This is a genomic window from Streptomyces sp. NPDC005281 (assembly GCF_040607495.1).
Classification (GTDB): domain Bacteria; phylum Actinomycetota; class Actinomycetes; order Streptomycetales; family Streptomycetaceae; genus Streptomyces.
This window is the reverse complement of the sequence record NZ_JBEXGX010000044.1, coordinates 1-13,196: the sequence shown is the minus strand read 5'-3', so window position 1 is coordinate 13,196 and position 13,196 is coordinate 1. Positions and strand designations below refer to the sequence as shown.

14 protein-coding genes and 2 pseudogenes are annotated in these 13,196 nt (G+C 70.0%); 7 read left to right on the top strand and 9 right to left on the bottom strand.

Annotated elements, in window-relative coordinates; all coding sequences use genetic code 11:
* Positions 1-23: 23 nt before the first annotated feature.
* The gene (locus tag ABZV42_RS37775; protein ID WP_355987245.1) at positions 24-188 is read left to right on the top strand and encodes a hypothetical protein; all 165 of its coding nucleotides are present in this window, start codon (positions 24-26) and stop codon (positions 186-188) included.
* Between the two features lie 110 nt (positions 189-298).
* Here the strand turns inward: ABZV42_RS37775 and ABZV42_RS37770 are convergent, their stop codons facing one another.
* On the bottom strand, positions 299-1,366 hold the full coding sequence (locus ABZV42_RS37770; protein WP_356056035.1) for a DUF6215 domain-containing protein: 1,068 nt from the start codon (positions 1,364-1,366) through the stop codon (positions 299-301).
* A gap of 288 nt (positions 1,367-1,654) precedes the next feature.
* On the opposite strand from ABZV42_RS37770, the gene ABZV42_RS37765 reads away from it, so the two are divergent.
* Positions 1,655-2,401, top strand: a complete 747-nt coding sequence (locus ABZV42_RS37765) for a phosphotransferase (RefSeq protein ID WP_355987251.1) — start codon at positions 1,655-1,657, stop codon at positions 2,399-2,401.
* A 457-nt stretch (positions 2,402-2,858) separates the two neighbouring features.
* On the opposite strand, the gene ABZV42_RS37760 is transcribed toward ABZV42_RS37765, so the two are convergent.
* Together ABZV42_RS37760 and ABZV42_RS37755 are read right to left on the bottom strand one after the other, a co-directional pair.
* Positions 2,859-4,328: an MATE family efflux transporter gene (locus ABZV42_RS37760; protein WP_355987253.1), complete on the bottom strand. Its 1,470-nt coding sequence runs from the start codon at positions 4,326-4,328 to the stop codon at positions 2,859-2,861.
* 95 nt (positions 4,329-4,423) lie between these two features.
* Positions 4,424-4,870, bottom strand: coding sequence for a MarR family transcriptional regulator (locus tag ABZV42_RS37755; RefSeq protein WP_355987255.1), 447 nt, complete (start codon positions 4,868-4,870; stop codon positions 4,424-4,426).
* A gap of 510 nt (positions 4,871-5,380) precedes the next feature.
* Between ABZV42_RS37755 and ABZV42_RS37750 the strand changes: the two genes are divergently transcribed.
* Positions 5,381-6,283, top strand: coding sequence for a hypothetical protein (locus ABZV42_RS37750; protein WP_355987257.1), 903 nt, complete (start codon positions 5,381-5,383; stop codon positions 6,281-6,283).
* Positions 6,284-6,467: 184 nt separating this feature from the next.
* Positions 6,468-7,205: a DUF2071 domain-containing protein gene (locus ABZV42_RS37745; RefSeq protein ID WP_355987259.1), complete on the top strand. Its 738-nt coding sequence runs from the start codon at positions 6,468-6,470 to the stop codon at positions 7,203-7,205.
* Between the two features lie 110 nt (positions 7,206-7,315).
* Here the strand turns inward: ABZV42_RS37745 and ABZV42_RS37740 are convergent, their stop codons facing one another.
* Both ABZV42_RS37740 and ABZV42_RS37735 read right to left on the bottom strand, forming a co-directional pair.
* Positions 7,316-7,594, bottom strand: a complete 279-nt coding sequence (locus ABZV42_RS37740; protein ID WP_355987262.1) for a ribosomal protein L7/L12 — start codon at positions 7,592-7,594, stop codon at positions 7,316-7,318.
* Between the two features lie 11 nt (positions 7,595-7,605).
* On the bottom strand, positions 7,606-8,007 hold the full coding sequence (locus ABZV42_RS37735; RefSeq protein ID WP_355987317.1) for a MarR family winged helix-turn-helix transcriptional regulator: 402 nt from the start codon (positions 8,005-8,007) through the stop codon (positions 7,606-7,608).
* A gap of 264 nt (positions 8,008-8,271) precedes the next feature.
* On the opposite strand from ABZV42_RS37735, the gene ABZV42_RS37730 reads away from it, so the two are divergent.
* Positions 8,272-9,105, top strand: a complete 834-nt coding sequence (locus tag ABZV42_RS37730) for an alpha/beta fold hydrolase (protein ID WP_355987265.1) — start codon at positions 8,272-8,274, stop codon at positions 9,103-9,105.
* 424 nt (positions 9,106-9,529) lie between these two features.
* Here ABZV42_RS37730 and ABZV42_RS37725 read toward each other — a convergent pair whose 3' ends face one another.
* From ABZV42_RS37725 to ABZV42_RS37715, 3 genes and pseudogenes are all read right to left on the bottom strand, one after another.
* On the bottom strand, positions 9,530-10,372 hold the full coding sequence (locus tag ABZV42_RS37725; RefSeq protein WP_355987267.1) for an alpha/beta hydrolase: 843 nt from the start codon (positions 10,370-10,372) through the stop codon (positions 9,530-9,532).
* Between the two features lie 74 nt (positions 10,373-10,446).
* Positions 10,447-10,686, bottom strand: a pseudogene (locus ABZV42_RS37720) (dihydrofolate reductase); the annotation flags it as partial.
* Between the two features lie 73 nt (positions 10,687-10,759).
* Positions 10,760-10,891, bottom strand: a pseudogene (locus ABZV42_RS37715) (transposase); the annotation flags it as partial.
* Between the two features lie 138 nt (positions 10,892-11,029).
* Here ABZV42_RS37715 and ABZV42_RS37710 point away from each other — a divergent pair.
* Both ABZV42_RS37710 and ABZV42_RS37705 read left to right on the top strand, forming a co-directional pair.
* Positions 11,030-11,674 carry a hypothetical protein gene (locus ABZV42_RS37710; RefSeq protein WP_355987322.1) on the top strand — a complete coding sequence of 215 codons (645 nt, stop codon included), beginning with the start codon at positions 11,030-11,032 and terminating at the stop codon, positions 11,672-11,674.
* A 148-nt stretch (positions 11,675-11,822) separates the two neighbouring features.
* The gene (locus ABZV42_RS37705) at positions 11,823-12,134 is read left to right on the top strand and encodes a cold shock domain-containing protein (RefSeq protein WP_355987269.1); all 312 of its coding nucleotides are present in this window, start codon (positions 11,823-11,825) and stop codon (positions 12,132-12,134) included.
* Between the two features lie 145 nt (positions 12,135-12,279).
* On the opposite strand, the gene ABZV42_RS37700 is transcribed toward ABZV42_RS37705, so the two are convergent.
* On the bottom strand, positions 12,280-12,942 hold the full coding sequence (locus tag ABZV42_RS37700; RefSeq protein WP_355987271.1) for a lysophospholipid acyltransferase family protein: 663 nt from the start codon (positions 12,940-12,942) through the stop codon (positions 12,280-12,282).
* Between the last annotated feature and the right edge of the window lie 254 nt (positions 12,943-13,196).

The following is a 13,196-nucleotide window of genomic DNA, read 5'->3' as shown; positions in this document are numbered from 1 at the left end:
GTGAGGGCGGTCCCGTCCGGCCAGTGACGGGACCACCGACACTCCCGCCCTCGATGCCGATGCCGATGCGGGTGCGGTTGGCGGAGAACGCCGCCCAGCGCGAGACTCCTCGCAAGGCCGGCGGCACCCTGGCCAGCAACACCACTGACTGGCGGGGGCGGGGGCCGGGGCAAGGGCAGGAGCTGTGATGCTGCCGGACCGCCGGGATGTGCTCACCCGGCCCCGGTCTTTGACAGCTTCGACAGTGCGGCGGACCGGTCGGCTCGAGCAGGTCACACGACGCCAGGCTGACGGCGTCTCATCGGGCCGGCCGTTCGGGGATGCTCGGAAGAACCTTCCGAGCGATGTCGAGGAGAACGGCGTCGTTCGGGAGGGCTCCGGACGCGCTCCACACGGTGATGTCGCAGTAGCCGCCCCGGTCGTGCCGGTCCAGTGCCACGGACAGCGTCCTCGCCAGGGGCCCTTGCTGAACGGGGCCGCCGGAACCGCCGTCAGTTGCGAGATTGATCTCGAGCTTCATGGTGTGATCCGAGGAGAGGACCGCGGGCCGGCCGAGTACCGAGAGCGTCTTGATGTCCGTCTCATTCCCGAACTTCATCAGTTTCACGTACTGCGCGGTCGACAGGTCGTCGTAAGTGGCGGAGACGTGCACGGTGTACGTGTCGAACGCGACCTCCGCATCCGGCTGGGCGACCTTTCCGTCAGTCAGGAGAGCGGTGTTGTTGTTGCCGGAAGCAGAGCTCGCGGTCTCTCCCGGTGTTCCGAGGAGCTTGGCCAGGTCTGGACGGTTGAGCGCCTTGCACAGCTCCTCACCGGTCACAGGCTGAGGCGTCTGCTTGAAGGCCTTCGGCAGTTCCTCGTGTGTCCCGTCCGAACACGAGGCGGGATGGGGGGTGTTGTCGCCGGACGGCATGAAGCGCGGGCCCGCCCACAGCACGGCGCCGATAACTCCGAACAGGGCCACGGCCGCGACGGCCTGGGCCCATGCGTTGTGATCCTTCTTCGGAGCGCCCGGGCCGGGAGGCGGCCCGAATCCCGCTTGAGTTCCTGGCTGCGGCTGCGGCTGCGGCTGCGGTTGGGGTTGGGGTTGGTTCCCTGGCTGGGGCTGGGGCTGGACGGCAGCATGAACTGCCGCCTCGCTTGCCGTGCTTGCCGGACTCGGGTTCCGGCGCGCGCGCAGAGCCCGCACGACCGTGTGGACGTGTATTGCCGTGAACACGAGGAACACCACGCCGAGACCGGCCGGGACCAGACGGTGGTCGCGGACGGCGAAATACATGAGGCGTACGCCGAGAACGGAGCCGATCGCGATGAGCACGGGCTCGCGGACCCAGAACGGCAGAAGACGGAGGAGAAAACCGAGCATCAGGCGATCTCATCAGGACAAGATCACATTCGCCATGACGGAAGCCACAGTTCCGGGCACGTGTAGTGCTTCTCGACGGAGGAGACGCCGGGCCGACGATCCCGAGAGCGGCTGTCGGGACGGCAGAAGGCGCAAGGGCTTGGGACTTCTGACAAATGTGGTGGGCTGGACCTGGTCAGCGGTCGGTGTCGTGCACGAGGCCGCCTTGTGGCGGGACGCGGTCAGCCGCACAGTCGCACGCGACAAACCCGGTGACGTCGACGATCGTCCCCGGGATACTGGTCGCCCATGGATGAGGTCGAAGTCGTCGTGGCCCATTCCGAGCGCGCGACCCTGCGCGTCGGCGACGTGTTCCTGAAGGTGGACGCCGATCAGGCGCGTATCGACGTCGAGTTCGAGGCGATGGCCCTGGTGCCGGTTCCGACCCCGGAAGTGCTGTGGCGCAAGCCGCCCGTGCTCGCGATCGCCGCGGTCCCGGGGACGGCGCTCGGCCGCCTCGGCGAGCCGTCGACCGCGTCGTCGGCGGCGTGGGCCGCGGCGGGTGCCGCCATCCGGAAGTTGCACGACGCGCCGTTGCCGCCGTGGCCCGGCCGGGGAAGGGGCCTCGACGAGTTGGCGGCGGATCTCGACGGCGAGTGCGAGTGGCTCGTGACGAAAGGCGTCCTGCCCGCCGACCTGGTCACCCGCAACCGTCAGGTCGCCGAGGTCGCGCTCAGGCCGTGGACTCCGGTGTTCACGCACGGAGACCTCCAGATCACTCACGTGTTCGTCGACGACGCTGACGAGATCACCGGGATCATCGACTGGTCCGAGGCCGGTCAGGGTGATGCCCTGTTCGACCTCGCCACCTTGACGCTCGGACACGAGGAGCGCCTCGGGGACGTCATCGCCGGCTATGGCACCGACGTCGACCTCGACGTGATCCGCGCGTGGTGGTCGTTGCGAAGCCTGTTGGTGGTTCGCTGGCTGATCGAGCACGGCTTCGACCCGTTCGCGCCGGGCTGCGAGGTCGACGTGCTGAGGTCCCGGCTGTGACGGCGGACGACGGCGCAGTCGAGGGTGATGAACGCGTGGTGGACGTCGTCGCGGATCGCCCAGCGGATGCGCGGAAGCCTTCGTCCGCCAGGAGACACCCGGACGGTGGGCCGGCGGCGCACAGGTCGAGGTCGCCGTCGGTGCCTTGTTCGCCTGGGCCTCCCAGCAGCAGCGCCGGCCGTCCGGAGGCGTGCGCGGAGTGCTGGTCCCCGACCCTGCCAACGGGGGAGCCGGGCCGTACGTCGAGTTCGCCATTTCGCTGAGCTGAACCCACGCGCGAAGCAGCAGTGCCCATCGCGGTCCCCGTGATGCCTGTCTGCGTGCGTGAGCGGCGAGACAGGCACCCACGCGTACGTCGGGGTGCTTGCGCCATTTCGGTGCCGGCAGCGCGGGGCCGGGCCGCAGCAACTCATGAACAGCCGTCGAGACCTCTCCGCACCGCCCGTCCGGGGCGGGGTCAAGCCGCGGCCTCTTCGAGCACCGCCTCGGCACGTTCCTGGCTGCCCTCGGCGAGGCCCCGCTCGATCGCGCTCCGGGTGGCGAGCCACACCGCCAGGCCGACCAGGAGCGCTGCGCCCTCGGTGACGGTCAGCGCCCAGATGATGCCGGACAGCCCGAACCAGAGGTTGCCGAGGATCACGACCGGGATGAACAGCACGCCCTGCGTCAACGACATCACGGTCGCGGCACCCGCCCGCCCCGCGGCCTGGAACAGTGAGGTGAGCAGCCCCGTGAAGCCGTTCGCGATCATCGCCACGAGCTGGGCAGTGAGAATCGTGGCGCCGATCCCGAGGATGGAGCGGTCGGCGGAGAAGGTGGAGACGACCTGCTCCCGCAGCGCGATCAGCGTCACCGCGGAGACGACGGTGATGGCTCCGACGGCGATCGCCGACGCGCGCAGCGCCGCCATGAGCCGGCGCCGGTCACCTTTGCCGTAGGAGTACGCGAGCAGCGGAAGTACGCCGAGCGTGAGGCCCATCACCAGGAACTCCGGCACTTGCGCGATGCGGACGGCGACACCCATCGCCGCGAGCGGACCGTCGCCGTAGCCGGCTGCGAGGTTGTTGAGGACAAGAGCGGTGACGATCAGAAAGGCAGCCTGGAAGAGTTCGCCGATCCCCACGCCGAAGACCGGCTTCAGCACGGCCCGCGACACCGTGAACCAACGCGGCGCGAGGCTCAGTTGTGCGCTGTGGCGCGTCAGCCAGGTCGCGAAATAGGCGATCACGACGACGTTCGCGAGCCCGGTGGCCAGTGCCGCTCCGGCGACGCCCCAGTGGAGCACCAGGATGAAAACGACGTCGAACACGACGTTCGCGACGGTGGAAGCGATCAGCCCGATCATCGCCTGCCGCGCGGCACCCTCCGCCCGTACCAGCTGCTCCAGACAGAACGCCGCGGCGAGCACCGGGACGAAGGCGAGCATGACGCCGACAAAGGACCTCGTCGGCGCGGCTGCGGCGGCGTCGGCGCCGAGCAGCGAGACCAGCGGATGGAGCAGGAGCAGACCTACGCCGCCGAGCACGGCCCCGACGATCACGGAGCCCCACACGGCGAACGACGAGACGTGCTTGATCTCGGCGGCCTTCGCGGGCTCGTGCTCCGCGGCGCCGAGCAGCCGTGAGATGAGAGCACCGCCCCCGGTGCCGAAGACACCGCCTATCGCCATGACCAGGGCGAGAACGGGAGAGCCGAATGTGACCGCGGCCAGAAGCGCGGTGTCGTGCAGCGAGCCGATGAAGCCGGCGTTGATGACGTTGTAGACGGCGCCGATGATCATCGCGGCGGCCATGGGCACACACAGGTGCACCAGAGCGCGGATGACCGGTGCGGCCGACAGGTACCAGCGATTGGTGCCGGTATCGGTATCGGCACCGGAACCGGTGGCGTCCGCCTCGGTGTAGGACTCGAGGTTCGTCGTGCTCATGGCTGCTCCCTCGTGGGCAGGTTCGAGCTCGCGTCGGCGGACACCGACGCGGCGGGGCAATGCTGGTCAGGTGCGGCCGAGCTGCGCGGCTGCGGCTATGACCGGGTCGGCTGCGGCAGTTCCGCGGTGATCTTCAAGAGCAGCGCGGTAAGGGCGGCCCGCTCGTTCTGGTCCAGTGGGGCGAGGATCGTCTCGTTGGCGGCGGCCATCGCGGCGTCGAAGCCGTCGATGAGTTCGCGGCCGGCCGGGGTCGCGTAGACCCGCTTGCTGCGCTCGTTGCCGTCCTCCGTACGCCGCTCGACCAGGCCGCGACGCTCCAGCCCCTGTAGGAGACTCGAGACGCTCGCGGCGCTCGTGCGGCTGACCTGCGCGATGTCGCGTTGGATCGTGCCGGGGTTCTGGACCAGGTAACCCAGCACGAAGCCCTGGGCGTGGCTGAGCTCCCGCTCCCGGATCCAGTCCTCGCCGGCCTTCATCTGAGCCCATCCGATCCAGCGGACGAGATCGAGGGGGCTGGCGGGGGCGTTCTCCGGTGTGCTCATGCTTAGAACCATGACAGTTAGAGACCTAACTGTCAAACATCTAAGAGATCGCGCTCGGCGCCGCTGACTCACGAGCCTGGCCGTCGCTGGACATGCCCTGGCCGTCGCTTTGGAGATCGCTGGACCTGGCCGGCATGCCAGCCGCCCGAGCCTTGCCCGCAGCGGTGGTCGACGGACCTTGACCGGGCCAAGTTCCGTGACATTAGGGCTACTTGTGAGTGCAGGTCGGCTTTGCGGCACCTCGGGAGGCAACCTGTCCGGGATGAATGACTAGCAGAATGCGCCGCCACCACGGATCCTGAGTGGAGGGGAGCGGCGGCTGCCTCACTCCCCGCGGAGGGAGGCGTACGCAAGGAACGCCACCCCGGACGTGAGCGCTGCCGACGCGCCGATCGGCCCGGGCAGGGCCTCTGCCGGTGACCCGTCCGGGAAGGGCCTCCGCCGGTGGTCTGCCCGGGAAGGCTCCGGGTTCCTCCGTTCCCCGTGCGGCAGCAGTCCGATGGGATCCTCATGTCCGATGCAGCCTCCCGAGCCGAGCGACGGATCGCGCTGGTCCGGGACGATGTCGCCGCACGCCTCGCGCTGGCCCAGGAGTTCTACGCGCAGTCCTCCGAGCCCCTGTGCCGCTACGGTCACGCCGAGCTGAGCTTTCTGCGGTGGTCCGCCGCACGCGGAGTGCTCGCCACGGAGTCCGGCGCGCGCCCGGGCAGCGCATGGTGGCGTTCCGTGAACGAGGGGCTCCTCAGGGACAAGGTGGAGGCGGGCCTGCTGTGCGCCGGTGTCCCGGGGGAGGCCGGCGCCAGAAGTGTCGAGTACTGGGTGGACTGCATCCGGAAGCCGTCGCCCGCCGCCTGGTACCGCGCCCACAACGCCAGCATCGTCGCCGGCTATCTGCGCCACGAGGACCTGGCCGCGACGGAATCGCAGGTGGAGCGGTTCATGATGAATGTCGCCCTGCTCCGCGTGCTGTTCACCCACGCCATGCTCGTGCGGCCGCGACTCACGCTGGGGCGGCTGGCCCCGCTCGGGCCCCGGCTGGTGGACCCCCGCTACCGGACCGTGAAGTGGTTCCTCGACCTCGGGCGGTCCTTCCCGGCGGTGTACCCCGTCACGCTCCCCACCGAGGACACCATTCTCGACGAACACGCCCTCGCCCGGATGCTCGACTACGGCGTCATCGCCCCCAGACTGCCGGCGCTGTACGCGGTCGCGGCCGCCACGCTCGAAGAACCCCGGCTGATGAACCTCCTGGACGCGGGCGTGCCGGCGTACGTCTGGACCAAGGAGGAGCGCTCGCTGTGGTACGTCGGCAACACGGGCGCCCATCTGCGGCTCATCGCCCGCATGACGGGCGTACATCTGCGGTGGCCGCCGTCACCGGCCCGCCGCCCAAAGGTCCCGCTGCACGGCTGAAGCCCGTTCGCGTGGTGCACCGGAAGGCGCGTACGAGGCTGATGGCGGCCACCAGGCTGGTGGCCACCACGCCCACCCGGCGGATGCCACCCACCGCCACCGCTCCGGCCATGGCCACCGCCACCGCCACCACTGCTCCGGCCGACCCACCCGCCTCCCGTAGGCCGTCTGGCACTCTGGTGGGGTGCACCCCACGCCCATCACGCCCGAGGCGCCGGCCGCAGTGCGCAGTCCGCTCCTGACCCAGCGGTGGCTCGACCTCACCTTCATCCACTGGGCCGCCGATCCCGCGGTCGTCGCCCCGCTGCTGCCGCACGGGCTCACCGCGGACACGTACGACGGGGCCACCTACGTAGGCCTCGTCGCGTTCCGGATGGAGAAGGTGGGCTGGCTACGGCTCCCGGGGGTGCCGTATTTCGGCTCCTTCCCGGAGACCAACGTGCGCCTCTACTCGGTCGACGCGCATGGCCGCCGCGGGGTCGTCTTCCGGTCCATGGACGCGTCGCGGCTCGTGCCGGTGCTCCTGGGACGCCTCGGCTTCCGGCTGCCGTACGTGTGGTCGCGCATGGACGTACGAGCGGACGGCGACACCGTCTCGTACAGGAGTTCTCGGCGCCGGCCCAAAACCACCCCGGCGCAGAGCCGAATCGTCGTCAGGGTCGGCCGGCCCATCCCGGAGCCGACGGAGCTGGAGCATTTCCTCACGGCCCGCTGGGGCATGCACAACGCCTTCTCCGGCGGAACCGGCTACCTCGCCAACGATCATCCGCGCTGGCCGCTCCACCGCGCGGAGCTGATCACCTGCGAGGAGAACCTCCTCGCGGCGGCCGGACTCCCGGCCCTGGACGGGCCACCGGTCAGCGTCCTGTACTCGCCCGGAGTCCCGGTACGCCTCGGCAGACCCACCGGCCCGACTGCGTAGAACCATGTCCCGCCGACGGAGCCGAAGGAGCCCTGACCCTGGCCGGACCCCCGGGCGGACAAGCCGACAGTCGCATGATCGAGGGCAATTGCCAGGAGCGGCAGGCCGCCTCAGGCCATGCCGTCCACCGCGTCCTTCGCTTCCTTCAGGCCCGCCCCCGTGGCATCCCGGTAGGCCTTGATCGCCTGGATCTTCTTGCCGTCGCGTACGAGGGCGATGACCTCGGGCAGGTGCGGGGGCTCCTCGCGGATGCTGAGCCGGTCGAGTATCAGACCGAGCTGCTGCTCGACGTGGGCGATCCTGCGGTCGGTGCGGGCGAGCTTGCCTTCCAGGGCGGCGAAGCTCGCGATGATGAGACCGGCGAGGGCTATGAGTCCTGTCGTTTCCATGGGTGCTGATACTAGGGCCCTTCACCCGGAGCGCCGATGCGGCGCAACAGGCCGAGCAGCGCGCCTCGTTCAATTTCGTCGAGCGGGCCGAAGGACGTGGCGAGGACATCGCGGGCGACGGCGCGCCCGGCCGTCAGAACGTGCTCGCCGGCCTCCGTCAGGTGGTGCTCGATACGCCGGCCGCGACCGGGCCGGCGCTCGATGAGGTGCTGGGCCGCGAGCCGGGAGGCCAGGGTGCCGAAGGACTGATCGCCCTGGAAGGTCGCGACCGCCAGTTCGTGCGCGGACGCTCCGGGCGTACGGGCGATCGCCCGCAGCGCGTCCCACTGCGCCAGTGTCGTGCCGACCGCCGCGAGACGGGTGTCGAGTGCGCGGTGGTGCCGGTACTGCGCTTCCTTCACGGCGCGCCCCAGCTCTTCGAGGTCGACGGAAGCCGGGAGGGCGGAGGGAGCGACGGGAACGGGAGGCGAGCCCGGGTTCACGGCGGTCGCGGGGGCGGGGCCGGGCGCGGTGCTGCCGGCGGGCCCGATCCCAGTGCCGGCAGTTGTCCCGGCCCTGGTCCTGGCCTTGCCGGCTGCGGTCCGGGCTCCGGGTTCCTCATGGTTCGCGATCATGGCCGCATCCTAATCCAGAATCTAAGCTTGCGTATATACGTATACGTAGATAGCGTGGCGTGCATGACCGACACCGAGATGCGTACCCGTACCGTCCACCCGCGCCCCGACCTTCCCCTCACTCTCACCGAGACCGGACCCGCCGACGGCCGAGTCGCGCTCGTCCTGCACGGCGGTGGCGGGCCCGCCACCGTCCAGAACATCGCCGCCCACCTGGCCGACCGGCACGGTATGCGTGCCGTGGTTCCCACGCACCCGGGCTGGAACGGGACCGAACGCCCCGGCTGGTTCACCGGAGTCGACGACCTGGCGATCGCCTATCTGCACTGGCTCCGGGACGAGGGCCACCGTGACGTCCTCGTCGTCGGCTCCTCGCTCGGCGGCTGGACCGCGGCCGAGATGGCCTTTCGCGACGACGGCGCGGTCATCAGCTCACTGGTGCTGGTGAACGCGGCGGGCGTGGCCGTCCCGGGAGAGCCGGTCCGCGAGATCTTCGGGCTCCGGCCGGACGAGATCGCCGCGTACTCGTTCCACGATCCGGCCCGTTTCGCCGTGGACCCGGCCACCCTCACCAAGGAGCGGATCGCGGTCCAGCAGGCCAACATGGCCGCCCTGCGCGTCCTGGCGGGTGACCCGTACATGCACGACCCGAAACTCCTGAACCGGCTCGGCCGGGTGCGGATCCCGGCCCTCGTGCTGTGGGGGGAGAGCGACCGCATCGTCACACCCGCGTACGGGCGGGCCTACGCGGGAGCTTTCGCGCGAGGGCGGTTCGAGCCGATCGCCGGGGCCGGTCATCTGCCGCACATCGAGCGCCCCGAAGCGACATTCGCCGCGCTGGACGCGCACATCGACGCCCACGCCGGTACGGGGAGTGCTCTCGCCGGGCGGAGCTAACCGCCCGGCGTTCCCGAGGTCGGGCCCCTGCTGGTGACGGGGCTCGTACCGGTGACCGGGCTCGTGCCCGTGACAGGGCTCTGGCCCGTCCGCCGCCGTGCCCCGGGTGCGTTTCCTCAACGACCACCTCGACGGGGCCATCGCCGGGCAGCCGCTCTCCAGTCACCTCGCGGACCACCACCGCTCCTCACCCCGTACCGGCCGACTCGGGCGGCGCTATTGCCTTCCCTCACTCCCGCGCCGGAACTGGACGAGGTGCGGCTGTCCCGTCCAGGGCCTGTCCGATGGGGTCAGGTGACCCGCATGGTGGCCGGTCGTTCTCGGGCGTGCGACGGGAACGAACCTCCGGCATCCACTGCCCCGTGGAGGTCAAACCGGCGCGGCACCCGCCGCGAGGCCAGACCCGCGCGGCACCCGCCGTCCTCTATCCGAGCATGAGCATCGCCTCGGTGACCTCGCCGACCGACGCGTCGGGGATCGCCGTGGCGGCCTCCTTGAGGACGAGCAGCCGTGCCCCGGGGATCTCGCGCGCGATCGCCTCGCCGTTGCCGACGGGGAAGAACCGGTTACGGAGGCCGTGGACGACGAGCGTGGGAACCTCGATCTCGGGCAGGCGTTCGCGCCAGCGGGGTTCGCAGTCGAGCCTGGAGAACACCATGCCCAACTGGTTGGCCAGCTGGACCGGAGGTTCGGTGCCGGGGGTGCGGTCCCAGACGCGCGCAGCGGTCGCGCGCGCGGCGACGGGGTCGTCGCCAAGGATCCCCGCGCCTGCGGCGGCGAACTCCGCAACCGCCTCGCGGTCGGTCCAATCGGGCATCTGACGCGCGAACAGCCGGCTCATCGTCGACCGGTCATGGTCGGGGAGGTCACCGTCGGGCGGGCCGGGGGCAACCGCACGGGTGCCGACGAGGGTGAGCGCCGAGAACGCGCCCGGATGGTCGAGCGCGGCCACCTGGGCGACCATCCCGCCGACGCCGATCCCCGCGAGGTGCGCAGGCGCCCCGCCGAGCGCGTCGGCGAGGGCCGCCGCGTCGGCTGCGAGGCCGCGCAGGGTGTAGGCGGGCGCTTCCGGGTCCGCCATCGTCGACTCCCCGCTGTCGCGCAGGTCGTAGCGCACCACACGGCGCCCGCCCGCGGCGAGACGCTCGCACAGCGCGTCCGGCCAGGAGAGCATCGTCGTCCCGCCCGCGAGCAGGACGAGCGGCGCGCCGTCGTCACCGAACGACTCGATGCCCAAGGTGATCCCATTGGCGTTGACAGTGGTCATCGGATCTCCTGAAAGACGTCGTAGGTCAGGTGCGTCGCGGTCGTTGCCGAGATCACGCTGCCGGAGCCGGACGTGTCGTCCCAGCCCTTCGGCCCGCCGACCACCTCGAACAGGTGACGGCCGAGGACGGCGGCACCCGACCGGGTGGCCCCCTCGCGCAGGTCTCGCAGGATCCGGCGGTCGTCGGGACCGTCGGAAGGCGCCCACGCACGCAGGGCCTCGCCCGCGATGCCCAGACCGGTGTCCGGGCTGGGGGTGGGCCCGGTGACGAAGCCGTCGAAAGAGACCGCGATGTCAGCGATGATTCGAGTCATGCCAGGGCAGACCCGATCCGCCGCCCAAACTCATCGCTCACGCATGAAGCGTGTGGCGGTGTGCGGTCCGCCGGCCCTTCTTCAGGTCGCCGGTCTCGTCCACCACATGTACTGCGTGGTCGTCGGCCAGGTGCTCGACCAACAAAGCGGGCAGGTGATGCCGTACCGCGTCGGCGTCCCATCTCGCCCGGCCGAGTAGATGCTGCGACCCGTCGGGACCGATGACCACTGGTGGCCGCAGCCATCCCCGTATCAGCCCAGCGACGAGCGGCCATGTGTTTCGCTGTGCCTGACGTGTGAGTACGCTCGCGGGAGACACGGTGTTCGTGTCGAGGGGGCAGCGATGGACGACGAGGCGCCAGCCGTACCCGTCCGGGAATCCGGTGCGTCGGCCGAGGGCGCCGAGCCCGACGCCGAGAGCGGACCGTCCGCGGACTCGCCCGGTCACGGAACAATCGTGCTGTCACGTGTGCGCGGGAGCTACCGCGACGCGCTCCGCGGCTATGCCGTGCTCATCGACGACGCCCAAGTGGGCAGCATCCGCCGAGGTCAGACGCTCCGCTTCGAGTTGCCGCCCGGAACACATCAACTCCAGCTGAAGATCGACTGGTGTACCAGCCGGCCCCTCACTGTCCTGTCCGAAGAGGGCAGGACGGTCTACTTCGCCTGCTCTCCGGGCGGCGACGCATCCGAGGCGCTCAACGCAGTCAGCGCCGGCAGCGGCGCCTACATCACCTTGCGGCAGACGCCGGAACCGATCGTCATGGCCAAGACCCCCGTGGACCGGGACACGCGCCTGCTGCTGGGCACGGCCTGCGGCTTCTTCACGGGAGGCGTCACGCTCATCGGAGCCTTGATCTGGCACTGCACGGGCCTGGCGCCGAAGGCGGACAACGCGGTCGCCGGCGCGAGCCTGGCCGTCACTCTCGCCTCCATGATCGCCTTCCGGCTCCGACGTCGGAAGGCCGGACGGCATCCTCGCCTGTGACGACGCCCGCTCACGCCGACTGCGGTACTCGCCGCTCACCCTCCGACAAGATCATGATCTACGGCCGGAGTATTGGGCTTCGACTGGTGCCGGCAGACCACAGTGCGCACCGAAGCGGCGAATTGCTGATACTGCAAGGGGAGCAGGCATGTCTGACAACACGTCCGCAGGGGTTTTCGTCGGCCGTGTCCTTGAGTGGCACAGCGAGGAGGGGTGGGGAGTTCTCGCTTCAGATGATCTCCCGGACCCGGTGTGGGCACACTTCTCGGCCGTCAAGGCCGAAGGTTTCCGTGAACTGACCGCTGGTCAGGCTGTTGCTTTCTCGGTGGAGCGGGGCGAGCAGGATGCGTACGACTGGCGTGCGGTGTCCATCTGGCCTGAAGGCGAAGCCCCGCGCTCGCCGAACAGGCAGCAGGGGCTGGGCTTTTCGTCCAGTCTGAACATCACGTTCGACTCGTGACGCAGCATCAGTAAGCGACCGACTCTGGCTGGCGGCACGCGCAACAGATTCATGGTCTTTCTGCCGCGCGTTCCGAACGGGAGTCTCGCGTCGAGCGCGTCTCCACCTCCACGCCTTGGAAGGATGCTCAGCGAGCCGCCGAGAGCTATGCGGCAAGCCCGGCCGGCTCGCCGAGGTGTGCGGTGGCCGTCCGCCAGGCTGCCGTCACCGCTGCTCGGGCACCTGCCGTGCGCGCGGCTTGGTCGCCGGACAGCGCCAGCGGCGCGCCCACATGGACATGCAGATGAGGACGGCGCACCGGTGCCGTCGCAAGACCGGCGAGCTGCTTGACCACACCGCCCGAGACCATCCGCCGGGCGCCGGCCTGGCCAACCGGTACGACACGAGCGCCGGTGAGCTCGGCGAGCCGGGCCAGGCCGCTGCGGAACTCGCCGGGCGCGCCCTCCGTGGAATCCTTGCGGCGGGGCAGGCCCCCTTCGGCGTAGATGAGGAGATGGCGGCCCTGCTGGAGGGCTTGCGCCGCCAGATCCAGGGCGGCCGCGGCGCGCGGGCCGCCCCGGTGCACAGGGATGTGTCCTTCGCGGACGAGGATCCGGCCGAGCACGGGGATACGCCACAGTCCTGCTGCCGCCATGATGACCGGTTCGATGCCGAGGCGGTGCAGAGCGGCGGCCACGATGGCGGGGTCCGCGAGCGAGGTGTGATTGGCGGCGATGATGCTGCCGGGCTCGACTTCGGCGGATGCGTCCGTGGTCACCGACAGCCTCCCGAAGGCGGGCATCAGCAAATCGGCGGTGCGGCTGAGCATGAAAGGTCTCCCGGCTGGACGGCGTTGATCTAAATCGTCGCTCCTCGTCGTCGCCGCCGCGTGAGTCCTCGTACTCATCTTCAAGGCTTTCGGACTCATCTCTGAGAGGGCGTTTGATCTAGATCAATTGCCCTTTATGTTCTAGTAAGTTCCTCGCCAGTACTACAGCCGTGGCTCGCGATCTCGCTTGTCGCGGGTGGCGTAGTGGCAGCGTTGTGCGCGTGCTTGGTGGGCTCGCCGCCAGAGTGACTGGA